Here is a 25292-nt window from a genome sequence, read left to right on the forward strand (position 1 = left end):
CCGTACTGTAGCGGGGGAAACTGGGCAGTCTTGCGTTGACACAGCGATTTAAGACACCCTAAAATGTTGGGTTTTCCCGGACACAGGGTGCCTTGACAGGGGAAACCGGCTTCTGGCTCGGTAGTTCCCTCGCTGCTCTCGTTCGAAGTTAGAAGAACCTCGGAGCTTGCTCCACTCAGAAGAGATTCATCCTTGAAAGAAGCCATCGAAAAAGCGGACGTCCTGATTGAAGCCTTAGGATGGATCCGCCGCTTTCGCAATAAAGTCACCGTCATCAAGTTGGGCGGTAGCGTCATGGAAAACCCCGACGCGCTGCGGCACTGTTTGATTGACATCGTTTTCATGGAAACAGTCGGCATGCGGCCGGTGGTGATCCATGGCGGCGGAGCTGCCATCAGTCGGGCGATGGCGGAAGCGAAGATCGAGCCGAACTTCATTCAAGGACGCCGCTATACCGACGATGCGACGTTGAAGATTGTCGAAGAAGTGCTTGCCGGCAAAGTCTGTAGCCACATCACACAAGAGATCGAAGACATCGGCGGTCGCGCGATGAGCTTGAACCTCGATCCGCAGTGCGTGCTGTTCGGCGAAAGGATGACGCTCCCTGGTGAAGATGGCAAGCCAATCGATCTCGGCCACGTCGGCACGGTGACCGAAGTGGATCGAGCCACAATCGAAAACTTGTGTTATGCCGGCCAGGTTCCAATCATCCCTAGCATGTGCATCGATCAAAGCACCGGGCAGAAGCTGAACGTCAACGCGGACACCGCCGCCAACGCTGTCGCAGAAGCCTTGGGGGCTGAGAAGCTGGTCTTCTTGTCGGACGTCAACGGCGTGCGCACCGACAAGGACGATCCCGACACGCTCGTGCATTCGCTCAACCGTGAAAAAGCGGAAGCGATGATCAAGTCAGGCCAAATCGCAGCCGGCATGATTCCGAAGGTGGAAGCTTGCTTGGAAACGCTCTCGCGTGGTGTGAGCAAGATTCACATCATCGACGGGCGTTTGCGTCACTCGTTGCTGTTGGAAATTTACACGAATACCGGGGTAGGAACGGAAATCGTTCTTTAACTTGCCGAACTTTTAGGTCCGACCGCTGTCCTTCGATTTTCCCATTCACGGACCCTGGTCTTGGAGAACCTCCTATGTCGACGACCGATGCTTCTGCCGGAACCGAGCCTTTGAGCTCTGCGGACACCGTTTCCATGTTCGAAAAGTATGTGGTGCCTAACTACGTACGTTATCCGGTCAACTTGGTCCGCGGCGAAGGCTCCAAGATCTGGGATGCCGAAGGTAACGAGTATCTCGACCTGTTTCCTGGTTGGGGCTGTAACTTGCTTGGGCATTGTCCCGACATGGTCGTTGCTGCCGTGCAGGATCAAGTGGCCAAGCTGATCCACGTCCCCAACACTTGGCATATGGATGTCCAAGGGGAATGGGCGAAGATGCTGTCCGACCGTAGCTTTGGTGGGCAGGCCTTTTTCTGCAACAGTGGTGCCGAAGCAAACGAAGCGGCAATCAAACTGGCTCGTCTGCACACGCCAGACGAGAAGTACAAAATCATCACGTTCCTGGGTGGCTTTCATGGTCGAACCTATGGAGCGGTAACAGCGACGGCTCAGCCAAAATACCACCAAGGGATCGGCCCGATGATGGCCGGCTTCAGTTATGCCCCGCACGGCGATCTGGAAGCAGTCCGGGATTTAGTCGACGAGCATACGTGCGCCATCATGATCGAGCCCATCCAAGGCGAAGGTGGCGTCAAGCTTCCGCCGGAAGGGTTCCTGCAAGGCCTACGGAAGATCGCCGATGAGAACAACTTGCTGCTGATCTTCGATGAAGTCCAAACCGGCTGCGGTCGAACCGGCGAGTGGTTCGGTTATCAGCATTTCGGCGTTCAGCCCGATATTTTGACGCTTGCCAAAAGCTTGTGTGGTGGCGTTGCCGGCGGTGCTTTGTTGGCAACGAACGAAATTGCCGCCAGCTTGAAGCCGGGGATGCATGCCGCAACGTTTGGCGGCAACCCATTGGCTGCTCGAGCAGGTATTGCCGCGATCCAGCAGATCGAACGCGACAACCTTCTGGAGAAAGCGAAGCAGGTCAGCGAGATTTTCCGACAACGCTTAACCGCATTGAAGGAAGAGTGCGATCTGATTCAGGAAGTTCGAATCTGCGGAATGATGATTGGCCTGGAACTCTCGGTCGATGGCGCACCTGCAGTGAAAGCTTGCCTCGAAAAACATCTTCTCATCAATTGCACGCAGGGACGAGTCATTCGTCTGTTGCCGGCGATGAACATCAGCGAAGAAGAAGTTCATCGCGGATGCGACATCCTGGCCGACGTGCTGAAAAACCTGCCCACGACGGCAGAATAGTTTCTTGTCTCTTTCTCGGGTACCAAGTGCGACCCTTTTTCCAATCGTGAGATCGTTTCCATGCGACACTTCTTGAGCCTATTTGACGTTTCCGATGACGAACTAAAACGAATCTTCGAGCTTGGGCATCAGCTCAAAGCACGTTTGAAGTCGGGCGTCCGCGAGCCAGTCCTTCAAGGCAAAGTGGCAGGGCTGTTGTTTGAGAAGCCATCGCTACGAACACGCGTCAGCTTTGAAGCCGGCATGGCTCAGCTAGGGGGCAGCAGTTTGTTTCTCGGCGAAGATGTTGGCTGGGGAAAGCGAGAGGCTCCGCAAGATTTCAGTCGCGTGATCGGTCAGTATCTCGACGTGATTATCTGTCGAGCCAAGGGGCACGAAAAAGTTGAAACGCTGGCCAAGTACGCCAATACGGTGATCATCAATGGCTTGACCGACTTGTGCCATCCTTGCCAGGCATTGGCCGACTTGATGACGATTCATGAAGAGTTCGGCAAGCTGGAAGGTCAGAAGCTGACGTTCGTGGGTGATGGAAACAATGTCTCTCGTAGTCTCGCGTTGGCGTGTGCCAAGATGGGCATGACGTTCACTCTCGCAGCTCCGAAGGGATACGAGATCGAACAGGAATTCATCGATCGAGTTCTGAAGCATGTCCCCGATGCAAAGATCGAACAGACGAACGATCCGTTTGAAGCTGTGGATGGAGCGTGTGCGGTTTACACCGATGTTTGGGCCAGCATGGGGCAGGAAGCGGAGCAAGCCAAACGCGAAAAAGACTTCGCTGCGTTCCAAGTAAACAGTAAGTTGATGGATGCTGCCGAGAAGGGAGCCATCTTCCTGCACTGCCTGCCAGCGAAGCGTGGCCAGGAAGTTACTGACGAAGTGATGGATTGCCCGACGAGCCGCATCGTTGAAGAAGCTGGTAACCGAATGCATGCCCAAAAGGGATTGTTGGTTTGGCTTTTGACGGAAGCGGTCGACAAGATCCAAGTCGACTAAAACACTCGCTACTACGATTTGCACCAAGGAGTTCCCATGGCACGTCACGATGGCCGCTCGGCCTCTCAGCTTCGCCCATTAAAGGTGAAACGGAAGTACACCAAGAACGCGCCAGGGAGCGTGTTGATCCAAGCCGGCGCGACCACGGTACTGTGCACCGCGAGCGTCGAGTCTTCGGTGCCGCCATGGCTGAAAGGAAGCGAGAAAGGCTGGGTCACCGCCGAATACAACATGCTGCCTGGCAGTACGCCCACGCGTAAATCGCGTAGGGTCGATGGTCGTACGACCGAGATTCAGCGGTTGATCGGTCGTAGCTTGCGTGCGGTTGTCGATCTGGAAGCGCTCGGCGAACAGATGATCACTGTGGACTGTGATGTGCTGGATGCCGATGGCGGTACCCGAACCGCGAGTATCACCGGGGCATTTATTGCCTTGGTGGATGCGGTCAGCACGATCGAATTTCCTGATCCGAAGCGTCCTGTTTTTAAGGATAGCCTGGCCGCGGTAAGCGTTGGCATCGTCAATGGTTCGCCGGTGTTGGACTTAGACTATGTAGAAGACTTCGCGGCGACGGTCGACATGAACGTGGTCATGACCGGAAGTGGCAAGTTCATCGAGATCCAGGGAACCGGCGAAGAAGCAACATTCAGCGAGGACGAGCTCGCGAAGCTGCTGAAGCATGCGAAGAGCGGTATCAAGGAATTGACCGCAATGCAGCAGAAAGCGCTTGGCCGCAAATGGCCCATTGCCGGCTAGAACGTTGAGTAAGACTTGCCCTGAAAAGCAGCTGAACGCTTCAGGGCAAGCCTTGAACTCAACGGCACGATGGTGCGTGCCGAGTCACGAGGGACTACAACTCGAACGTTAACGTATCGAGACCTTCTTTGGGGACATCGATGGTCATGCTGCCGTCGGTCGCCTTCTTCGGCAGTCGAATGCCAGACGATTTCTCCTGAACGACTGCATCTTCCGCACCTAGCACAATCCGATTGCGGATACGAACCTGGTGTTGGCCAATCTGAGCTCCTTCGACCCCATCTTCGCCGGTTGTCTTGAGCGTGAACCGGCCCTGTTCGTCAGTCAAGCCCGACGACGCAGGTCCCGATTCTTCTCCTTGGGCCATGGGCAAGAAGCTGACAATCAAGTTAGGTTGAGGTTTTCCCTTGATGGTGACAGTGCCACTGACAGGGGCGAACTCTTCGCTGCTTTGATTACAGCCGATCACCATGGCAACCAGCATGCCTAGCGCGACGGTACGAAGTGAAAGCGTAAGAACCATATTGAATCTTCTCTGTTCCGAGTGAACGAAGCGGTGAGTTTTCCGTTGAGCCTACGTTAGTTGATGCGTTCGACTTCGCCGTTGCCCATGGTGGCTTGGGCGGCGAAAACACGGAGGTCAATCGTTTCCTGGAGGAAGAAAGTCGAAGCGTCCGCTCGCAGGAAGTTCATCCCGCCTGGGTGCTGAGAATGCCAAGCCCGTCGGCAAATGTTGGTGCTGGTGTTGGCCGTGCAGGTGTTGTACTCGTTTCCGAAGATGTACGGATCGAGAATCACATATCCAACCCCATAGCCCCACTTGGAATGGGCCCAGAACGCACCACGGCCGGAGTCATCTTTCGGCTGATGATACTCGCCCACGAGAAGCGTATTGGTAGTTCCATCGGTGACCGAGGCCATGTTCTCGAAGTTCAACTTGTCGCTGTTGTAGTTACCAACGGAGTGCAGGATGCCTTTCCATTTTTGGGTCGACATATCGACTTCTTTGATATGGTCCCAGTTGTACGCTTCGTCTTCGACGTAACCGCTCATCCCTTTGTACGACATCGCATGGGCATCGCGACCAAAACCGGACGACGGCTGGCGAATCGGAGCTGGCATCGGATCGCTGGGGCAGATAAACGCGTCCAAACGCATGACAACTTCATCGGCGTTGTTGGAGTGATCACATGTAACCGTGTGATCGTACGATTCGTAGAGAGCGTTTTGTTCGATGAACGGCAGAATGGCGATGCACCAGTTGCCGTAAAACGGTTCGCCCGATTGAACACGTCCGGGAGGGAAGTTGCGATAGGTGTCGTGATAGTTATGAATCGCGATTCCCATCTGTTTCAAGTTGTTACCACACTGCATACGGCGAGCTGCTTCACGAGCTTGCTGTACCGCAGGCAACAGTAACGCGATCAAAACACCGATGATCGCAATGACGACAAGAAGTTCTACAAGAGTAAAGCCATGCCGAGGACGCTCGGCGATTCCAACAACGCGCATGAGTTCAGGTCCTAAAGAATAGAGATAAGGATGTTTTTTACCGATGCTTCGATGGGCTTCTGGGTACCGGCAAATTCAAGAGTTGAAAGAAAAGGAGTTTGTCGCTGAAGCGGTCAACGATCCTGCCTCAGGTGACAGGTGAAATTATGTAGAAAAGTGTAAAAAATGTAATGGCACATTGGGCTCAATCTGCAAAGGCGAATGAAATGCCGCAGATAGCCAATAAAATGCGAATAATGGCGTCGTATTTGGTGACGACATGCTATCGGACGAGACGTGTGCCCCGATTTGCCTATGGGGCAAATCGCAAATTGCCTTAGCGATTTACAGGCATTCGGAGTGTGGGCGTTCCGCTATGCCCGGTGTGACACCCTGTGCAGAAATGGGTAAAGCCTGGTCGGGCTCCACTATAGTGGTCGCCGGCGAAAGCGAAGAACTTAGTCCTGTTGCCTGAAGCATTAGTCGCCGTGCTATGCCAACTGGCAACGTTTCCCGAGGCATCAAAGCCAGCAAGTACTGTGGGAGAGCCAGGGGGAATTTGGAATTCAAAGGCACCCTGCTCGACAGGGATCTCGAACAGCATTTCAAAGTTGCCAGGCGTTCGGGCCTCGGTTGGTGAGTCAAACCGATCGCGATGTGAGGCAAATACGCGAATGGTTTCAATCAGATCATCGGGAGGAGAGTTAAAGATCGGGGAGCTGTTGCTGTCCGATGCCTGCTGGCCAGGAGCATCGTCGTTATTCATCCTGGGAACCATCGAGTTGTAAACACGTGCGGTTGGCCCAGTGTAGGTTTCGCCATCGGCGAGCGTCACTGTTGTCATTCCGTTTCCCGACTCGAGCGTCTGGAAGTTGTATTGAATCTCGCGACGATAAACCGCGACAGGCTCGCTATCGACTAATGCTGGATCATCGAATAGCTTCGTCAACCCGATCGTTTCTGTGGAACCGTTTTGATTCCATTGGTCACTAGCCAAATAGATGCCAAAGCGACGGTCATCCCAATTGCCATCTTCATCCGGCGTTGCCGCAGCAAGAACAATGTTGTTATCAGGGAAAGGATTGGGGCATGCCAACTGTAGTGGGCGATCTTCTGCTGATTGTGTTGGCCCTGCCATCAGGAACGTCTCGTTCGATTCAGGCAACTGCGTTCCTCGCGCCAGGGAGCTAGGAGAGTTTTCAACGCTTCCTGGACGAGCTTGCAAGATGGTCACCGTTGGCGAGTCGTCTGCATCCGTGTGAGGTGTCATAAAGACATAGTTGCCATTGAACAGCCTTCGAGGACGCCACACCGGTCGTTTCGTTTTGAGAACGCTTCCAAAGTAGTCGCCGTTGGGTTCAATGTGGGCACCTAACCAGGCATCGGTCGGCAGTGTGCCGGATTGGGAACCTTCCTGGTAAGGTTCGATCGTCCGATGATCTTCCGAAACGACTTCACGATTGCGACTCCAGAGGCTGAAGATCACGTAGCCGTTCTCCGCGATCCATGGCCAACGATCGTTGTTTCGATTGGCAGAAAGCGGTTTTTTATCGCTGCCATCTTCTCGCATAATCCAAATCGTCGTACTTCGCCGTGCGTGATCTCGTCCGAGGTCTGGGGTGCGACTTGAGGCAAATACGATGTGCCCACCAGGTGCATAAGTGGGATCGACATCGTCGTAGTCGACACTGGTGCGTTCGCTGTCAGATAATACAGAAATGCCATCTTCTGCGTATCGCATCGGAGGAAGTTGGGTGCATCCGGAATCGTTCGGACCTCCGGTCACTTGACGAAGGCCGGTTCCGTCGACGTTTACTTCGAACAAGCGAAAGTGCCCCGCGTCAGGTTCGGACTTACGACCGGCGAAGACAATCCTTTTACCATCCGGCGACACGCTGGGGCTCATGACGTCGATGATTGTTGTGCCGTCGGCTAGCGGCCTACCCCAAGTCAATTCGCTAACGTTGCCATTGGGTAGCAGAAGGCGGAGTCTGCCTTCCGCTGCTTGCCAAAGCGACTTGCCAGGGTAGCTGAACTGTTCTCCTGCATCGGCGGCCGCACGATGACTGGCTGCACTGGACCGAGACGTAAACACAATCGGAAAACGAGGCGGTTCCGCAACATACTGCGAGAGTGCCATATTGGGCGGCGGATACTTAGTTGAGAATAGGTACCAGCCGCCGAGAAACGTGAGAATTGACAATGCCGCTGCAGTCGCAAGAAGGAGATGCTTGCGGCCGTTAATTTTCATACTGACTCAAATCGATGTCGAGATTGTCGCCGCTTTTGATGGATTGTTTGATAGGGGTCTTTTTCTGGTCGAACTTCCCCTTCAGCTTGTCGACGTTCGGATAGGGATCGAGTTGTTGGATGGCAACGCGGTAGCTTCCTTCCGGGACTTCTGCCTGAAAGTGACCGGTAGAGTCGACACTCGTCATATAGGTCTGACCGGTCAGCTGACCATTTTCTTCCTGGATAAAGTGAATCTGAATATCGCCTTGATCGCTAACTTGAAGAGCTTCACCTCCATCGGTGAGTGTCCCTTGGACCGTAGAGACACTTTCACCACATCCGAAGCAGGCCAATAGAGAGACTGCAAGAATAGGGAACAGTAATCGCATCGTCACGAGCGGAGGCCTTTCGTATAGGACGGTAAGAATATAGGTATGAGAAATCAGGATCGGCAAGTTCTTTATATGCTTTGCCGATCCTGGAATAAACTGAAAGCCACGGATTATGGCTTTTCGTAAGGGACACCGTCTCGGATGGCGTGCATCATGGCCCATGTCGGTTGGTCGATTGTTTCCGAGATGCTGCGAACGCTTCCATCGATCAGGACCAGGTTCACCACGCCTGGATGCTGCGATCGCGAAACGGCTTGCGTGTTCGGGCAATTCTCCCAGCAGCCACCTCGGCCATCTGCAAAGTCCTGGCAATCGTAGACGTCGTCCGAGTTGCCGTTCTTATCGTTTGGTCCGTGACAGTCGCCCCGCGAAAAGTTATTGACGACACTGGAACCTGAAACTCCCAATGCCCAGACGCCACGCTGATCGCCTGCGACTTCACCGATCCGAATCTCGCCGACGAGAACTGAATTGGAAGTTCCATCGGTCACTGCCGACATGTTTCGGCCGTCGTTCACGGTGAATGCGCCATCGGAATTCAAGGCTGTTCCATAGCCATTGGGAGTGTGCGATTCCCCATCGTTCCACCAGGAGCCGAAACCACCATTGGCGGCATAGTTGCCACGTCCCCAGTTTCCGCCAACGCCGTTGTAAGGAGTTTTCGATGCGGCATCGCTAGGGCAGAGGTAGCCAGGGATCTCTTGAGCTCGTGCCAACTCGCCGTTGGGCAGTGCGACGTCTCGGTTCCATTTGTCGGCGGTTGCGGCTTGGTTTTCGTTAACCTCAAACAGATCGTGCAATGCTGTTTGTTCGACAAAAGGAAGCAGTTTAACTGCCCAGTTGGGCCCAATCTGATCCGATTCGTTGTTGCCGGCGTAGCCATCGTTGTGGTTATAGAGAGCAGCGGGGAACTTCAAAAACGTATCGTGATGATTGTGGGCAGCGAGACCGATCTGCTTCAGATGGTTGATGCACTGCGAGCGTCGCGCGGCTTCACGGGCCTGTTGCACAGCAGGAAGGAGAAGGGCAATCAAGACGCCAATAATGGCAATAACAACTAGCAGTTCGACAAGCGTAAAGGCTTTGGGGCGACGCGAGCACATTGATAGGGCGTGAGGCATGAATCGCATTCCTTTCGCGGAGAGGCATAGGCGAGAATAGGTAAAATGAAAAGTATGCAGAGAATGCTTGTCGCACGCGGAAGGTTGGCTTGTGACTGCCTGGTCAGCGCAAAGCCTATGCATACGGCATGTTATCTCTCGCTATGGTTATCGATCCAATGCTGCCGATGTACAATGGTAAATGAGGAAAAAACATAAAAAACAGTGCAAATAATGTTGCGCAAAAGCTGTGAATGTTCCTCAGCCGGTAAAGAGTCTCAAGTCATTTGTGAAACGAGTAATCTGCTTCTGCGTTCGCGCTTCGTCTTATGGAGAAATGTCCACTATTGGCCTGTGGTAAGTGGTCATTCGGGGGGCTGATTGGTCGCAGGCTCAAATGTGACCGTGTCGAGATTCATGAGTCCGCCTTGGCGTTCTTCGTTCTGAAAGACAAAGAAGACCGTGTGGCGTCCTTTCTGAGGGGCGATCGTCGTGAAGACATCATGAAACGCATCCCAGCTTCCGTTGACGTCAATACTGGCCGTACCGATCACGGGGCCATCCAGCTGGTCTAAGCGAGCTTCAATCCTTCCACCGGAGCCAGCCGAGGTGACTCGGAACGTAAGCCCGCCAACGCGATCGAAAGGGATGCTGTCGAAACGCGCGAAATGGCCATGGTTGATTGCTCCGAGGAACTTTCCATCAGAAGCGGTGTGACCGCCGAGAGTTCGCGGCCCATTCACTTCGTCAGCTTGTTCCGCTTCAAGAGTTCGCTTGCGAAGATAGATCTTGGAGGTTCCAACAAGTGGCGGAATATCGCCTGCACCCAGATCACGATAGCTTGCTTCTAACTTCACGTGCCCAGCTTTTTCGACCTCGGCATCTGTGAGTTGAATATTGCCGACGAGTCCATCGAACACACGGACAGCGTTATCTGGTTCAAGCGAATAAACCCACGAGACCATCTCACGAATTTCGTCAACTGAGTGTTGGCTGTGAGGAAGCATGGGAACTTTGCCCCAAACTCCCGCAGATCCTTCACGAACTCGTTTGACCGATGCCTCGAAGGCTTCTGGAACGTTTCGATACTTTTCGGCAACTTTCAAGAATGCAGGACCAACACGAAGGCTGTCGACGGCATGGCAATTGAAACAGTCGCTCTTCTTCATGCGTTTGAGCCCGATTGGATCGTTGTCGTCGCCGGAGCTTCCGGAACCGTTGGGAATGCTCCCGGTGCCGAAACTCAAGTTTACCGCCGTACGTCTAGGTGCTTCCAAATCGATTTCCGGAATACCCAAAGCGTCGGCTGCATCAAAGTCTGATGTGCCATCTTCCATGTCACGGATTGTCAGTTGGTAGCGAATTTGTTCTGCCGAGTCGAAGAAATCTCCTTGTTCTGGAGAAACGAACGTTATCTCAGGTCTCGCATTTCCAACGATAACAGGGACCGAGGCGATCGACTCGGCACCACTTGGGTCGGTGACTTTGAGTTCCACGTTGAAGACGCCTGGCTCGTTGAAAGTTACTTCTGAATTGGATGAAGTCGAGATCATTTGGGGCTGCGGCGTTTCTTCTCCAGCGCGGTAGGCGATCCACCGATATGCTAATGCGTCGTTATCTTTGTCGATTGTCCCTTCGCTGCTTAGCTTGACTTTAAGCGGTTGTTTCCCCGTATTGTTCTCGACAGACGCGACGGCGATCGGTGGGCGATTTCCTCGAACATAGTCAATTCGTACCAGTTTCGCGTCTTCGTTCACTCCCCATGTTTCGCCATATTCCAGCATGTACAGCGCGCCATCAGGACCAAATTGTAGGTCGACCGGTCGCGTGAATTTCTGCTCAGGCATGAATGGTTCGATTGACCCTATTTCAGAGTCGCCGGTCAAGTGGACAGCAAGAATCCAATGCCGCGACCATTCATAGATGAACAAGCAGCGATCGTAGTGCGACGGGAATTTCGTCTCGCTTTTGTTGTTCGAATCGAAATCGTAGGTCGGTCCAGCGCATGCCGTGCGACCTCCAGACCCTACTTCGGGGAACTTATCGAATGAGGCACCGGGATAATAAATGAAAGCTTCCGTCGCCGGAGGAAGTTCACGGGCGCCGGTATTATTGGGGGAATCGTTGATCGGTCGGGCAGGATCGAACTGTGAGCCTATCTTTTCGCTCGTAAAGTCGACGTCGTGATACGCTTGATTGTCGGCAATGAAATAGGGCCAGCCGAAGTTGCCAGCTTTCTTGGCTTGATTCACTTCATCGTAACCGCGCGGGCCGCGGGCACCATCGTTCCCAGCATCGGGGCCAACTTCTCCCCAGTACAAGTAGCCAGTCTTTTGGTCGACATTAATTCGCCACGGATTGCGACATCCCATGACATAAATTTCGGGATGTCCGATCGATCCATCCTTGGGGAAAAGATTGCCATCGGGGATTTCATACGTACCATCGGCAAGCGGACGGATCCGAAGAATCTTGCCGTTGTAGCTCTTCGTATTGCTGGATGATTTTTGAGCGTCCCAAGGAAACTTGTCTTGCCGCTCATCGATCGGAGCGTATCCGTGAGAATCGCCATGCGGATGCGTGTTATCGCCGGTGCCGATGAACAGACATCCGTCCGGGCCGAACTCAAGAGATCCGGCGTGATGACAACATTGCAAACGTTGCTCTTCGTACTTTAGAAGTACTTTCTCACTTTCCATATCGAGCTTGCCATCGACGAGAGTAAATCGACTGACATGCTGGCCTGAGAAATTAGGAGGAGAGTATTGCAGATAGATCCAGCGGTTCTCCTGAAACTTTGGATCGAGAGCCAAGCCAATCAGGCCATTTTCCTGGGCCGTTGTGACTTCGATTTCACCAACGGTTTCTGTCTGCCGCGTTGCGGGGTTATAGACTTTTAGTTGCCCTTTAATCTCGATGTAAAAGACTTTGCCGTCTGGGGCAACGGCCAGCTCCATGGGCTGCTTCAATTGCGTTCCGAGCGTTGTGACTTCCAAACGAGAGGGATCGAAAGAAGTATCTTCTGCGGAAATCCCAGAGACGGTGATAAGCAGTGGGATGAGGCAGAGCAGTAAACAGGGTAGCTTCACAAACGACATGGCGGCATTCCTGAAGTAGGCAGCGTCGAGGAAGGATTAGGGGCTCGCGAGGAACCGAAGGTAGGAACTGGAAGGGAAAGTGAGGTAATCGAACGAACTTTTTGACTTCCGGGGTGGTTCGCTACAACATAGTTGTCAGTAGAACCGGCGTCCAGCATAACGGTTGTTGTCCACTAAGCGTTCGATTCACGTCCCCACCCTGTAGTGTCCCCGCCTGTCCAAAGGTTACTCCATGTTTCGTTCGATCTTGCTATTTGCTTTGCCCTGCGTGCTGACGATAGGTTTTTCTGTGAACGTATCGGCTGCTGAGACGAAGCCGAACGTCGTTATGCTTTTGGCGGACGATCTGGGTTATCAAGATGTCGGATGCTACGACGGGCCTGTCAAAACGCCGGCGATCGATGCGCTGGCACGTGGTGGAACTCGATTTGAAGCCTTCTATTCCGGCTGTGCCGTTTGTTCGCCATCACGAGCAACGATGCTGACGGGGCGTCACCATATTCGAGCAGGCGTATACAGCTGGATTCATGACGAGTCTCAGCGATCGCACTTGCTGCTGCGGGAAAATACCTTGGCCGAAGTCTTAAAGGAGCAAGGTTACGCGACCGCGCACATCGGCAAGTGGCATCTTGGTTTACCCACGAAAAAGTTCGACAAACCAACGCCGGATCAACATGGTTTCGACTATTGGTTTGCAACATGGAACAATGCCGAGCCAAGCCATAAGAACCCTCGCAACTTTATCCGTAACGGAAAGCCTGTCGGTAAGCTGGAAGGATATTCATGTCAGCTAGTCGTCGACGAGGCCGTTGACTGGCTCGACAATCATCGAGATGGCAAGAAGCCCTTCTTTTTAAACGTCTGGTTTCATGAGCCTCATGCGCCCATCGCCGCGCCGGATGACATCGTTTCTGAATATGGGTCGCTGAAAGACAACGCGGCAATCTATTCTGGAACGATCGACAATACAAACCGCGCTATCGAACGCTTGGTTGAGAAGTTGCATTCGATCGATAAGCCGGAAAACACGTTGATTATCTATGCTTCTGACAATGGCAGTTATCGAGACGATCGAACAGGAGGTCTTCGCGGAAAGAAAGGTGTCAATTGGGAAGGGGGGATTCGTGTGCCAGGTATTTTCTATTGGCCAGGCAAAATTGATGCAGGAAAAGTGATTGCCAGCGATACACCAGCGGGAATCGTTGATATCTTTCCGACTGTCTGCGGAATTTTAGGAATAATTCCTCCTGCGAATCGCCATCTTGATGGAAGTGATTTAACGCCGCTACTCGTTTCTGGAGAGGGGGAATTCGTACGCCACCAACCGATGTTCTGGCATTTGCAACGTTCGCGTCCGATCGTGGCGATGCGTGACGGAAACTACTCGCTCGTAGCTGAACGCGACTATGAAATGAGCAAAAACAATATGTTCCAAGAAGCCTGGATCCCACGGATTAAAGGTGGAAGTTACAAGAACTATCAACTGTTCGACTTACAGCAGGATCCCAAGCAAGAAAATGACCTTGCCGCACAGCAGCCGGAACTCGTTGCGAAGTTAAAATCAAAGCTTTTAGAGATCAACCAAAGCATCATGGAAGATGGTGCCGACTGGCATGAACTGCAAGCTGATTAGCTCGCAAAGCAACACCCCTTCGACATGAATATATTGCAGCACGCCCCAGGAATTTACGAGGTGGTTTCTTCGGCAATCGAGGTCTTGAGAAGCATGAAGCAATTCGTTGAGAACTGTTTTTGAATCTCCCATTTGTTCTTGGGAACTCGAAAGGCGATTGACGGTATCTAACGATAGGTCTTATTTTGTGTGGCGAGCTAGTTGGACTGCACGGAGACGCATCGTACATGGGTGCCTGGGGATACGAGATTTTCGACAACGATACCGCTTGTGATTGGCAAGATCGTTTACTGCGAAGTAAAGGAGTCTGCTTGATCGAAGAGGCGTTGCAGGACGTCGTTGACACGTCCCAAGGGAAAATCGATACGGATGTTGCGATCAGAATGCTTGCGGCCTGCGAAGCACTTGCCCACCTTCGAGGGCGTCCTGGCCTTCAAGAAGCGTCGCTCGATTGCCTAGCCGCTTGGAGCCAATCGCAACAGGGTGTCGAGACGGATCACTTGGTTAGTTTAGCTCACCAGGCACTGCCTCGAATCAAGTCGGAAGCTTGTCAGTTGAGGCGACTATGGGAAGTAAGTGGGCAGTACGATCAGTGGCTCGCTACGATTGATGACGTGGCACGGCGTATTGCTTAGTTGCCAAGGCGTTTTACCGAAGAGGTTACACCAAGAGTAACTTCCGTCATGGCGTGGTAGTCCAGCGTGTCTGCTGTATCACTCGGTTGATGATAGTTTGGATTCCGCAAGAAGCTTGTGTCTGTCAGCATCAACGCGGGGTATCCTTGATCCCAGAACGAACTGTTATCACTGCGTCGTATCTCTTCAATCGACTCAGGCAAGCATAAGGAAAACAGTCCTAGCTTGGTCGCCTTCTTAAAGCCTCGGCGAAAAGCCCAAGACAATTGCCAGGAGTTCAGGTTCCCGATGGCAGCGAGGAAGTTGCCTCGTTTCGGGAAGAGTGGATGCAGCCACTTTGGGATTGAAGCTGGGACTTGTTGTGAGTTCGGTTCGTCGCGGAAGTAACCGACCATCTCTAGGCAGAGCATTGCAATTTGTTCGCCACGCTTCTTTGCTTCGCGAGCATGGTATTGGCTTCCCATACTGTCGAGACTCATGTAGGGAGCTTCTTCGCAGGCAAACGAAATAAAGCGAATTGTCCGCTTCGGTCGAAGCCCTCTGAGAAGTCGGCTGGTTTCCAAGAGAACCGCAACCGCCGATGCGTTGTCGTCGGCCCCTGGAGTCGTGGCGATGGTGTCGTAGTGGGCTCCGAGTACGATCACCTCGTTTGTTGCTTGGGTGCCTTCAATTTCTACGATGAGATTCGTTGCCGGCCCGTCTGAAGATTCGTACGTTTCTTCTCGGACCTCGTAGCCCATCTTGTGCCACTGGGAAATTAGATAGGAAGAAGTTGCCTCAATGGTATCTGGTTTCGCAAGGATTCGTGGGCCGATCTCGGTGGCCAGGCAATCGACATGCTGGCGAAGTTGGGCATGAATCGAATTTTTGTCGAAAGCCATGAGTTAGTGCACCACACTGGGAAGGCAAGTTCGTCACGATTATATGGAAATCGTGCGCGTTTCGATTCTTTTGAAGTAGAATCGACCGAACCGGAATCGCACGGTTCTCTCAATTGTGGATAAGCCCATATGAAAGCCATCGTTTTACAAACGCTCGACGGCGAACATCACATCGGATTCATCTTATGCGCCATTCCTCCAGGCGATGTGGAGGGGGACTGCATGTTTTCGATCGTACCGGACAACGCCGAGCTGTTTGAAGACCCGAATATTGTCGAGCTTTTGGACCGCCGTGATCAGGGAGAGAGCCAGATCGAACTACTCGAAAATAGCCGCGGTGTCTTGATCCGTTCGCGGCGTCTCGACGTGATGTTCGTTGAGTTCGAGTCGGACGGCATCGGACGTTGGGGATATGTTCGGCAAGGTGAGAGAGTCGCGATCGGGACAGCGACGACGATCAATTCGGCCCGTTAGGCATTCTTTCCTCGTACCAGGGGACTCATCGCCACGGCGGCCGCGGTATCTAATGGGGTATTCTCTGGTGTTATGGTTGTGTTTGCGTGGGCGTTGCCCGCTTTCTTGGCGGACTGCGGTAACTACGACAAACTTCAGTAAAGTTGAACTTTCGGCCTGACAAGGCTTGTGGTATTATGAATGCCGTTCAAGCTTTATATCGCCAAATAAAGGTAAATAGACCGGTGTAGTTGATTCTCTGTCAGCGTGAAGTTCGCCCCCTTCGGCATACCTGCAACGTGGGATGTTTTCCCGACGGCGGCTGCGAACAAGCTCTCCTTTCGCTGAATTGCACCGAGTAGCGATCCTTCTAAATCGATTTGAGCTGGGATGAAGATCCCCCCGCTCCCTACCCACAAATTCCTGTTTGGAACAAGAAGTACGATGCAGAAACCAGAATCCTGGCGTCAACAATGGTTTGGCAATATTCCTAAAGACCTTCTCGCGGGTCTCGTTGTCGCGCTGGCTTTGATTCCTGAAGCGATTGCTTTCTCGATCATTGCTGGCGTCGATCCCAAAGTTGGATTGTACGCTTCGTTTTGTATTGCCACCGTTTCCGCTTTCGTTGGCGGCCGCCCCGGCATGATCTCGGCCGCAACCGGGGCAATGGCGTTGGTGATGGTGACGTTGGTGAAAGAGCATGGCCTGCAGTATTTGCTTGCCGCGACCATTCTGACAGGCATCCTGCAGATCGCTGCTGGGTACTTAAAGCTCGGTGTGCTGATGCGTTTCGTCTCGAAGTCGGTAATCACCGGGTTTGTGAATGCATTGGCAATTCTGATCTTCATGGCACAGCTACCAGAGCTGATTAACGTGCCATGGATCGTCTATCCGATGGTGGCCGCAGGTTTGGCAATCATTTACTTGTTCCCCTATCTGACCAAAGCAGTTCCATCACCTCTGATTGCCATCTGTGCTTTGACCGCCGTTTCGGTCACGTTTGGTTTTAACATCAATACCGTGGGCGACATGGGGCAGTTGCCAGACAGCTTGCCAGTGTTTCTGCTCCCTGAGATTCCGCTGACGTTTGAAACGTTGCAAATCATCTTCCCCGTTTCGGTGACATTGGCAGTCGTTGGTTTGCTGGAATCGTTGATGACCGCCTCGATCGTCGACGAAATGACCGACACACAAAGCAATAAGAACCAAGAGTGCATCGGCCAAGGTTGCTCGAACATTGTGGCTGGTTTCCTCGGCGGTATGGCTGGCTGTGCGATGATCGGTCAGTCGGTCATCAATGTGAAGTCGGGCGGACGTGGAAGACTTTCGACGCTGTGTGCCGGGGTGTTCCTGCTGATTCTGATTGTCTTTCTAGGCGAGTATGTTTCGATGATTCCTATGGCCGCATTGGTCGCGGTGATGATCATGGTTTCGATCGGGACGTTCAAATGGGAATCGCTTACGAATCTCGTGTTTCATCCTAAGAGCTCCAGCGTGGTGATGGTCAGTACTGTCGTGGTCGTGGTCGTGACACACGACTTGGCTCAGGGAGTGCTCGTTGGCGTGCTGATGTCCGGCTTCTTCTTCGCTCACAAAGTGCAGCAGATTTTGGAAGTCGAAGGCGAACTACACGAATGTAAAACGGGCAAGACGTACAACGTCAGCGGCCAAGTCTTCTTTGCCTCGGCCGATCGTTTCGTCAATTCGTTCGATTACCAGGAAGAACTCGATCGCGTGCACATCGATGTGACCGATGCACATTTCTGGGACATCACTGCGATTGGTGCGCTGGACAAAGTGATCGTGAAGTATCGACAGAAAGAGGTTGAAGTCGAGCTCATCGGGCTTAACACAGCGAGCGCTCACATGGTGGACCGCTTCGCTATTCACGATAAGCCCGATGCAGTGAAGCAGCTGGCTGGGCATTAATCACTGCCAACTAGTTCGTGTTCGACGTCTGTTGCGTTGCTTCATACAACTGTTGAAGCAACGACTCGATCATGTCGTGCCCCATGCGATTTTGTCGTACGAGCAGCATATGACATGAGGCGACCTGGGAAATGCTTGCCCCGTCGGAAGCTTGCCAGGTTTCTGGAAGGATCACTTGAGTAAGGGCGACTGTTAGCTGGTCGACGGAAATAGCGTCGCTTAAGAAGTACGCTCGAACGGTCATATGTTCGTCTGCCGCGTCCGCCGAAGTGAACACGATCGCTTCGTTCTCGACGTACCACCCCAGTCCCTCTTCGCCGCAAAGAATGTTGAGGGCACTGTGCAGTTTGAGCCCCTCGATGTTCCGAGTGATCAGCATGTCGACTTTCAAGCCTTCAGCTTTCATCCCTTCCCGGTCCAGCACGATATTGATACCGTGCAATTGCTTGAGATAGCCAACCACTTCATCTAGCGGCGTGTCGATGAACTGGATTTTGGTTTCTTGATAACGAATCTTGGCATCGATCAGCTGATCTGTTTTGGCCGATGCTCCTAGCCAGCGTACGAACTTCGATGGCTGAGGATCGCTTCTTTTCATGCGAGTTGAAGGAGCGGCCAATGGGTCAGTGGGACCAGAGTTAGTTGTTTTTGTTGACGGTGTTTTCGTCTGCGAAGTCTCATTAGGAGAAGCCTGGAAAGGGTCGTACGTGTCGGACGATTTACCTGGTGCTTGTTCTTCTCCGTGCGCATTCGAGGCAAGAATCAGTAGGCAGACAACAGGCATAATCGCCAAAGTACGCATCACCATCTCCTTATTGGAACAGATAGAATCCTCAAGCCTTCCCGGAACCTAACGAATATCATGGGAACGTGCCACGAACGGGAAGGAATTTTCTGGATAGGTACCGACTAGAGAAAATCGGCGGGTCGATAAGCTATAGTTTTTCTAGTATGGATCAACCCAAGTGTTTTATCTGGCGAAACGGTGGCTATGAATCGTCTCTATTTTTTCCGCGTGGTTGTTAGTTTGGTGATTCTTTACGCCCTGTCTGGTTTCAGCTCGGCGGAAGAATTCAAGCACCAGGAAAAGCTTCAGGCGACCGTCGAAACGATCTTGAAGGACAACGCCATCCCTGGCGCTGTCGTCTTGGTTCGCCAAGGCGACAAGCAGTGGTTGAAAGCGTTTGGCGTTGCAGATCTGAAAACCCAGAAACCGATGCAAGCGGACATGTCGTTTCGTGTCGGCTCGAATACCAAAACGATGACAGGCACGGTCATCTTGCAGTTGGTGCAAGAAGGCAAGCTGAAGCTGGACGATAAAGTCTCGAAGTATTTCGAGAACGTTCCCCAAGGAGATCAGGTCACCATCGCTGATCTGCTCGACATGCGAAGCGGAATCGCAACTTATAGCGAACTTAAGTCGTTCAACCGTATCTTGGATCAACACCCTGAGAAAAGTTTCACGCCAGAAGAACTGATTCAGATGGGCATCGAGCAGAAAGCCATGTTCAAGCCTGGTAGCGAGTACTTCTACTCCAACACCAACTTTGTCATGTTAGGTGTCTTGATCGAACGCTTCACCAATATGCCACTTGAAGAAGCGTTTGAAGAACGCATCTTCAAGCCGCTTAATATGACGCGGACACTTCTTCCTGCTAAAGACGATACGACGTTGCCGAAGCCATACGCGCACGGATATCTGTTCGGCTCCAATGAAAATCCAGAGCTCTCGAAAGCAGAGCAAAAAGAGGCACTTGCGGGAAAACTGCTGCCGACCGATGTTACGTATGCCAATCCATCGTGGGCATGGGCTGCCGGCGGGGCGATTTCTAACGCAGAAGACTTGGCGACCTACGTCGAAGCGTTGGTCGGAGGCAATTTGCTGGACAAGAGCTTGCAGCAGGAACGTCTCAAGAGCATTCAGCCCAACAACCCAAGCGATCCGCAGACCGCAGGATATGGACTGGCGATCGCGAAGCTGGGGCCTATGCTGGGACATGATGGTTCGTTGCCGGGTTACCAGTCGTTCATGGGATACGATCCAGAGACCGATACGACTTTGATCGTCTGGACCAATCTGCAAGAGACGCCAGGGGGCGAAGCGGCAGCAAACATCATTGCCCGGCAGTTGCTCGGCGTCATGATGGCCGCCAACTAGCCTGACACAATTCAATCGACGTCGCTGGCAACTTCGGTTATCCTCCACAGTGGGGCATAGGACCGCACCTATTGCTCCACTTTTTGCAAACTCTCTTCGGGTAACCAGGAAGAGGCACTGGATGCCTCCAATGTCGTGACGACACGTGCGAAGACATCACGGTATCAAAAGCTGAAGCTTGTCGCGGCTGCCGTCGTTGTTTTTCTATTGGCACGTGTACTGTTTTCAATCGTCGCCGAATACGTCAACTACTTTCCGCCGAACTTCGACGCGGTGTTTCTGCTGGGGCGCGAGGAGTCGTTTCGGGGAATCTACCCGCCGGCTTTCTACGTCCACATTCTTACCGCTCCGATTGCTTTAGTGATTGCGGCCTATTTGATGATCAGTGGTAAACGGAAGGCACATGCGACGCTGCATCGTCGTTTGGGAAAAGTTCAGCTCTTTCTGATCCTGGCGTTGGTCGCCCCCAGTGGATTTGTGATGGCTTTCTGGGCATTTACTGGGCCGTTGGCAGGTATTGGATTCGGATTGCAGGCCATTGCCACTGCGGTGACGATGATCTTTGCCGCGAAGTACGCGATGCAGCGGAAGTTTGCTATTCATCAACGCTGGGCATCCCATTGTTTCCTGTTGTTAGTCGCTCCCCTGCTCTTTCGCATTTTCGCCGGCATCTTGATCGTTACCGATACCGAGACGTTTGCCGCCTACCAACTGAACGCTTGGCTCAGTTGGATTTTGCCAATGGCCGCTTATGAATGCGTTCGCTGGAGAAAGATGCGACGACGCTCTACCGGCGAAGCGATCCCCAGCGATTCTCAGCCCCAAGAGGTTATGTCATGAACGACGTCGAAACGCCCCGCGATGGATTTACGCTGAAAGAGCTGTTCGTTGTCATTTTTATCATTGCGGCGCTGCTATTTTGTTTGATCCCGTTCGGGCGGCGTTGTGCCAGGGAAGCCGCGCGGCGGATGCAGTGCAATAACAACCTGAAACAGTTGGGACTTGCGCTGCATAACTACCACGACACCTTGGGACGTTTCCCCATGTCGACAGGTGGAACCGGATTGGGTGGCAATGAAAGTCGCCGGAGCGGTTTGGTGGTGTTGCTTCCCTTCATCGAGGAAAGCAGTCTTTACGATCAGATTATGGATCCTACGGGCTTCGAGGGCTTCTCGCCTGGGGGACCAGCCCCCTGGGAAACGCTGTATACGCCGTGGCAGACACGCATCGACACATACATTTGTCCTTCCGCCCCTTCGACAGAAACAGATTTTCAGCCCACCAATTATGCGTTTTGTATTGGAGATGTTTCCCAGAACATCCACGACTTGCCGAAGCTGCGGGGAGCTTTCGCTCCTGGGAAGTTTAGTCAATTTAAGGACATAACCGATGGCACTTCCAATACGATTGCCATGGCGGAAATGGGAACGAAGTGGAATCGTCAACTTATGGGGCAGTACGCCATTGAACTTCCACCGAACGTTCTTTCTGATCCAGCGATCGCATTTAGGACGACCGACTCCGCGAGAGAGCATTATTTGAGCAAAGTCGAATTGCATCCATTGGGACGCGGCTACAACTGGGCCGATGGCGGAGCAGGTCCGCAGTTGGTCAACACCATTCTACCACCCAACAGCCCCAGCTGCGCTGTCGGTGGGGAGGAAGCGGTCGACGGAATCTACTCAGCCGGAAGCTATCACCCCGGGGGCTGCCACGTATTGATGTGCGACGGCAGCGTGCGGTTCATCTCGGAGGAAATCGATGCCGGTAACCCTTCCGCATCACCTCCTTCACCAGATGCCCTTGCTGCGGCACCATCAGAAAATGAAGACGAGCCGACGGCCACTGCCGTGCCCAGTCCCTTTGGCGTCTGGGGAGCATTAGGGACTTCTAATGGACGTGAGGTGATACCGGCCGATGCATTGTAAGAACACTCGACAGGGAAAATCCCGCGATGGAATCACTTTGACCGAAGCGATTGTCGTTTCGGTATTGCTCATCCTGCTGTTGATATGCGTGTTGCCAATGCAAAGCGGACATGAGGCGGCTCGTCGCATGCGATGTGCCAATCACCTCATGCAGCTCGGACTGGCGCTGCATAACTGTCATGACATGCAGGGTTACTTTCCTGCGGCGATGGCAGGAACAGACGTTTCTACTTCGCTTGCATCAGGCAATCGCGAGCGGCTAAGCGGTTTAGTGGCCATACTGCCTGAGTTGGAACAATCGGAATTGTACGATCGAATTGTCGATCATCGATGGAACAGCGAAACAGAATCACTCCCATGGCAGCAACCGCTCGAGATCTTTCGTTGCCCTACTTCGTCTCGCGTAAAGCCAGGGCGCGAGCCGACCAGTTATGCGTTTTGCATCGGGGACGTCGCGTCGGGTCTTCATCGAGAAGGACATCAACGAGGCATCTTCGGCTGTGAAACGACAACTCGGTTTCGTGATATTACGGACGGAATGAGCAATACGATCCTGATGGGCGAGATCGGCACGGAGAAAGGCCTATTCACCGCTGGGCAAATCGCGGTCGATCAGCCAGAGAGCTTGCTGGATAGTCCAAGCTTCTGTTTCGAGACACGCGACACGTTGCCGCAATACTACGCGATCGATATGCCACTTCATCCTGAAGGCCGTGGAGCCCATTGGGCAGATGGGGCTGCCGGGCCTGGTATGTTCAGTACCATCCTGCCACCCAATAGCCCCAATTGTGCAATCGGTGGTAACGAGGCGGTCGATGGATTTTTCTCTGTGGGAAGTTATCATCCCGGAGGAACGCAAGTAGCGTTTGCCGATGGGAGCGTACGCTTCATTCCCGATACGATTGATGTGGGAGATTTAACTCAGACGCCACCCTCTTCCCAAGACCGGCAACCACGTAAGAGCCCATTTGGCGTGTGGGGTGCCTTGGGAACGCGGGCCGGGGAAGAGTCGAATCATCACGACTACTAGCAATAAGCACGAGCGTGGTCGTTACCTGTCGAGACCAATCGGTGGATTGCCCCGTCTTCTAGGAATTTCGTCCCGAAAGAGTTGCCAACATCTGGGAAGAACGTTAAAATCCATTAAAACTGAGACTCAGTATCTATAGCAAGCCGCCGCGGATTTGTCCGTTCGCTAGCCATCGAATGAGGGAAAGAAGCTTACCGCTCTCCCGCCCTCTTGGTCTCTCGGCTGCGGCATTCTAGCGTTAAAAGTAAGCTGATCGCCGCATGGTTTCCGTCCACTCCAGATGATGCGAGAGTGATATGGCTTGTGCAGGAAATGCCTACCATCAGGCTCTATTTTATTACCACCAAGGCAGTTACGTCGAAGCATTCGACACATTGCAACTGCATTTGGCTCAATATACCGACGACGCCTCGGCTTGGGAGTTGAAGGGTGTCTTATGTCATGCATTGTGTGACTTCCAAAACGGTAAAGATGCTTTAGAGCAGGCCCGAACGCTTCAGGGTCTTTCGGTGTCTGGTCAATTGGCACTTGCAGACTGCTACGCCCATTTGAACGAGGCCGACTTGGCGGTCGACGTCTATTGTTATTTGGCACAGCTGCCCATCATCGACGCCGAAGTCTTGTCACGGCTTGCGCGCGGATTAGGGATGGTCGGGCAGTTTGCGCTCGCCGCCGATGTCTGTCAGCGTGCATGCCATGTCGAGCCAGATTCCCACAACGCACGATACGGAGTTGCGTACTACATGTCGAAGGCGGGCTATCCTCCCGAGTTGATTCAACCGATTCTGCTCATTGCGATCGAGATGGCGCCGCAAATCTTCTTTTACCGTGTCGCGCTGGTTACTGTCCTTTCTCGGCTCCATCAAAACGAGAAAGCGTATCTCGCGATTGCGGATGCGACAACGTTTGAGATCCAGTCGCTGAAGTGTTCCTGTTGTTTGCAGCGATTGGCACACATCTACCGCGAAGCAGGCGACAACCACCGAGCCAATCTCTGTTGCGAGCGGCTAGGTATCTCTTCCTGAAAACAGATAAATTTCATCCTCGATGTGAACGTGATTGTCGTCGAGGACTCAAGAATGACTGCCAACACTAGCGAGGAAAATATGGATTTATCCATGGCCATTTTTTATGGGTCGACGACCGGCAATACCGAAGGCGCCGCTAATCGGATGAAAGAATTGCTCGGGGATTGCATCAGCCAGGTACACGACGTCTATAAGGCGAAGCCTGACGATGTGATGAAGTACGACATTTTGCTCTTCGGCGTTTCCACTTGGAATGTCGGTGAAATGCAAGCGGACTGGGACGACTTCCTGCCAAAGTTGGAAGGCTTGGACTTAACCGGCAAGAAGGTAGCGTTCTTTGGGATGGGAGACGCCGTCGGCTATCCCGATAACTATCTCGATGCTATGGGCGAGCTTTGGGAAACCATTCAGAAACTTGGTTCGCCCGAGTTGATCGGTGTATGGCCGATCGAAGGTTATGAGTTCGATGAATCGCGTGGACTGTTCGACGACAACCACTTCATCGGGCTTGGCTTGGACGACGACAACCAGTGGGAAATGACAGAAGATCGAATTCAGCAATGGCTTGCCCAAGTGGTCCAAGAGGCGGGCATCGTTGAGTCAGCGTAAGTCCGGCAGGAACGCAAATTATCAACGATGTCGAGATGTCCGACTGGGAACGGTAGCGACCCGAGCATTCCGCGGCCGTTCCTGGTCGGCAACTCGATAGATTGATTATAATCCTCGGATCGCTAACGCTTCCGTTCCGAGGGGCACTATGCTTATCTGGATCATTCCTCTGTTCCTTAGCTCAACAATCGTCGTCATCGGCATGGTGTTCGCTTTTCGCCGCGGCAGTTTGGCTGTTTCTAGTAAGGCGACGCGAACCGAAAAGAACAAACGTCATTTGATTACGTTTGGGGCCGCCACAATCACTGCGTTGACATGTGCTGGATTTCACTACTTGAATGTCCTCGGTGGTTACGGCTGGATAGTCATCGCGGTGGTGATGTCTGGCGTCCTGATATTGAGGTCTCTCTTCGTCGAGCTGGGAATTCGGCGAATCGAGACCAAACAAAGTTGAGATAGAATGCCCGGGAGATTTGATCCATCTTGCCCCGTGATCCGCTCCTTTGCTAACATCTGCCCGCAATTGGGACTTGGGCGGCAATCTATTTGCCGCTTCGATGTCCATTTT

General features: G+C 52.8%; 23 protein-coding genes. 15 read left to right on the forward strand and 8 right to left on the reverse strand.

Annotated elements, in window-relative coordinates:
- Positions 1–192 precede the first annotated feature (192 nt).
- The 4 genes from argB (at position 193) to rph (ending at position 4127) form a co-directional block, all read left to right on the forward strand.
- On the forward strand, positions 193–1071 hold the full coding sequence (gene argB, locus LA756_RS19240) for an acetylglutamate kinase (RefSeq protein ID WP_224436354.1): 879 nt from the start codon (positions 193–195) through the stop codon (positions 1069–1071).
- Between the two features lie 74 nt (positions 1072–1145).
- Positions 1146–2375: an aspartate aminotransferase family protein gene (locus LA756_RS19245; RefSeq protein ID WP_224436355.1), complete on the forward strand. Its 1230-nt coding sequence runs from the start codon at positions 1146–1148 to the stop codon at positions 2373–2375.
- A gap of 60 nt (positions 2376–2435) precedes the next feature.
- On the forward strand, positions 2436–3371 hold the full coding sequence (argF, locus tag LA756_RS19250) for an ornithine carbamoyltransferase (RefSeq protein WP_224436356.1): 936 nt from the start codon (positions 2436–2438) through the stop codon (positions 3369–3371).
- A gap of 36 nt (positions 3372–3407) precedes the next feature.
- Positions 3408–4127, forward strand: a complete 720-nt coding sequence (rph, locus tag LA756_RS19255; RefSeq protein WP_224436357.1) for a ribonuclease PH — start codon at positions 3408–3410, stop codon at positions 4125–4127.
- 94 nt (positions 4128–4221) lie between these two features.
- On the opposite strand, the gene LA756_RS19260 is transcribed toward rph, so the two are convergent.
- From LA756_RS19260 to LA756_RS19285, 6 genes are all read right to left on the reverse strand, one after another.
- On the reverse strand, positions 4222–4650 hold the full coding sequence (locus tag LA756_RS19260; RefSeq protein WP_224436358.1) for a hypothetical protein: 429 nt from the start codon (positions 4648–4650) through the stop codon (positions 4222–4224).
- 56 nt (positions 4651–4706) lie between these two features.
- Positions 4707–5639 carry a DUF1559 domain-containing protein gene (locus LA756_RS19265; RefSeq protein ID WP_224436359.1) on the reverse strand — a complete coding sequence of 311 codons (933 nt, stop codon included), beginning with the start codon at positions 5637–5639 and terminating at the stop codon, positions 4707–4709.
- 316 nt (positions 5640–5955) lie between these two features.
- The gene (locus tag LA756_RS19270; RefSeq protein ID WP_224436360.1) at positions 5956–7869 is read right to left on the reverse strand and encodes a hypothetical protein; all 1914 of its coding nucleotides are present in this window, start codon (positions 7867–7869) and stop codon (positions 5956–5958) included.
- On the reverse strand, positions 7859–8245 hold the full coding sequence (locus LA756_RS19275) for a hypothetical protein (protein ID WP_315858322.1): 387 nt from the start codon (positions 8243–8245) through the stop codon (positions 7859–7861). The genes LA756_RS19270 and LA756_RS19275 overlap by 11 nt, the downstream gene beginning before the upstream one ends.
- A gap of 107 nt (positions 8246–8352) precedes the next feature.
- Entirely contained in the window at positions 8353–9363 is a 1011-nt protein-coding gene (locus tag LA756_RS19280; RefSeq protein WP_224436361.1) for a DUF1559 domain-containing protein, read from the reverse strand.
- Positions 9364–9707: 344 nt separating this feature from the next.
- A complete protein-coding gene (locus LA756_RS19285; protein WP_224436362.1) occupies positions 9708–12440 on the reverse strand; it encodes a PQQ-dependent sugar dehydrogenase in 2733 nt (910 codons plus the stop codon).
- A gap of 232 nt (positions 12441–12672) precedes the next feature.
- On the opposite strand from LA756_RS19285, the gene LA756_RS19290 reads away from it, so the two are divergent.
- A complete protein-coding gene (locus LA756_RS19290) occupies positions 12673–14073 on the forward strand; it encodes a sulfatase (protein WP_224436363.1) in 1401 nt (466 codons plus the stop codon).
- Between the two features lie 227 nt (positions 14074–14300).
- On the forward strand, positions 14301–14708 hold the full coding sequence (locus LA756_RS19295; protein WP_224436364.1) for a DUF4259 domain-containing protein: 408 nt from the start codon (positions 14301–14303) through the stop codon (positions 14706–14708).
- Here the strand turns inward: LA756_RS19295 and LA756_RS19300 are convergent.
- The gene (locus LA756_RS19300) at positions 14705–15589 is read right to left on the reverse strand and encodes a M28 family metallopeptidase (RefSeq protein ID WP_224436365.1); all 885 of its coding nucleotides are present in this window, start codon (positions 15587–15589) and stop codon (positions 14705–14707) included. The genes LA756_RS19295 and LA756_RS19300 overlap by 4 nt on opposite strands.
- Positions 15590–15718: 129 nt before the next feature.
- On the opposite strand from LA756_RS19300, the gene LA756_RS19305 reads away from it, so the two are divergent.
- Complete coding sequence (locus tag LA756_RS19305; RefSeq protein WP_224436366.1) at positions 15719–16063, forward strand: hypothetical protein; 345 nt, start codon at positions 15719–15721, stop codon at positions 16061–16063.
- A 423-nt stretch (positions 16064–16486) separates the two neighbouring features.
- The gene (locus LA756_RS19310; RefSeq protein WP_224436367.1) at positions 16487–17971 is read left to right on the forward strand and encodes a SulP family inorganic anion transporter; all 1485 of its coding nucleotides are present in this window, start codon (positions 16487–16489) and stop codon (positions 17969–17971) included.
- A gap of 10 nt (positions 17972–17981) precedes the next feature.
- On the opposite strand, the gene LA756_RS19315 is transcribed toward LA756_RS19310, so the two are convergent.
- Positions 17982–18773, reverse strand: a complete 792-nt coding sequence (locus LA756_RS19315; RefSeq protein ID WP_224436368.1) for a hypothetical protein — start codon at positions 18771–18773, stop codon at positions 17982–17984.
- 189 nt (positions 18774–18962) lie between these two features.
- Between LA756_RS19315 and LA756_RS19320 the strand changes: the two genes are divergently transcribed.
- The 7 genes from LA756_RS19320 (at position 18963) to LA756_RS19350 (ending at position 25178) form a co-directional block, all read left to right on the forward strand.
- A complete protein-coding gene (locus LA756_RS19320; protein ID WP_224436369.1) occupies positions 18963–20129 on the forward strand; it encodes a serine hydrolase in 1167 nt (388 codons plus the stop codon).
- Positions 20130–20264: 135 nt separating this feature from the next.
- Positions 20265–20969 carry a DUF2306 domain-containing protein gene (locus tag LA756_RS19325; RefSeq protein WP_224436370.1) on the forward strand — a complete coding sequence of 235 codons (705 nt, stop codon included), beginning with the start codon at positions 20265–20267 and terminating at the stop codon, positions 20967–20969.
- Positions 20966–22057: a DUF1559 domain-containing protein gene (locus LA756_RS19330; protein ID WP_224436371.1), complete on the forward strand. Its 1092-nt coding sequence runs from the start codon at positions 20966–20968 to the stop codon at positions 22055–22057. The genes LA756_RS19325 and LA756_RS19330 overlap by 4 nt, the downstream gene beginning before the upstream one ends.
- Positions 22058–22094: 37 nt before the next feature.
- Positions 22095–23087: a DUF1559 domain-containing protein gene (locus LA756_RS19335; protein WP_224436372.1), complete on the forward strand. Its 993-nt coding sequence runs from the start codon at positions 22095–22097 to the stop codon at positions 23085–23087.
- Positions 23088–23383: 296 nt separating this feature from the next.
- Positions 23384–24112, forward strand: a complete 729-nt coding sequence (locus LA756_RS19340) for a hypothetical protein (RefSeq protein WP_224436373.1) — start codon at positions 23384–23386, stop codon at positions 24110–24112.
- Positions 24113–24205: 93 nt separating this feature from the next.
- Positions 24206–24724, forward strand: coding sequence for a flavodoxin (locus LA756_RS19345; protein WP_224436374.1), 519 nt, complete (start codon positions 24206–24208; stop codon positions 24722–24724).
- Between the two features lie 148 nt (positions 24725–24872).
- Entirely contained in the window at positions 24873–25178 is a 306-nt protein-coding gene (locus LA756_RS19350) for a hypothetical protein (protein ID WP_224436375.1), read from the forward strand.
- Positions 25179–25292: the final 114 nt, after the last annotated feature.

The organism is Bremerella sp. TYQ1, from assembly GCF_020150455.1.
Taxonomy (GTDB): Bacteria; Planctomycetota; Planctomycetia; order Pirellulales; family Pirellulaceae; genus Bremerella; species Bremerella volcania_A.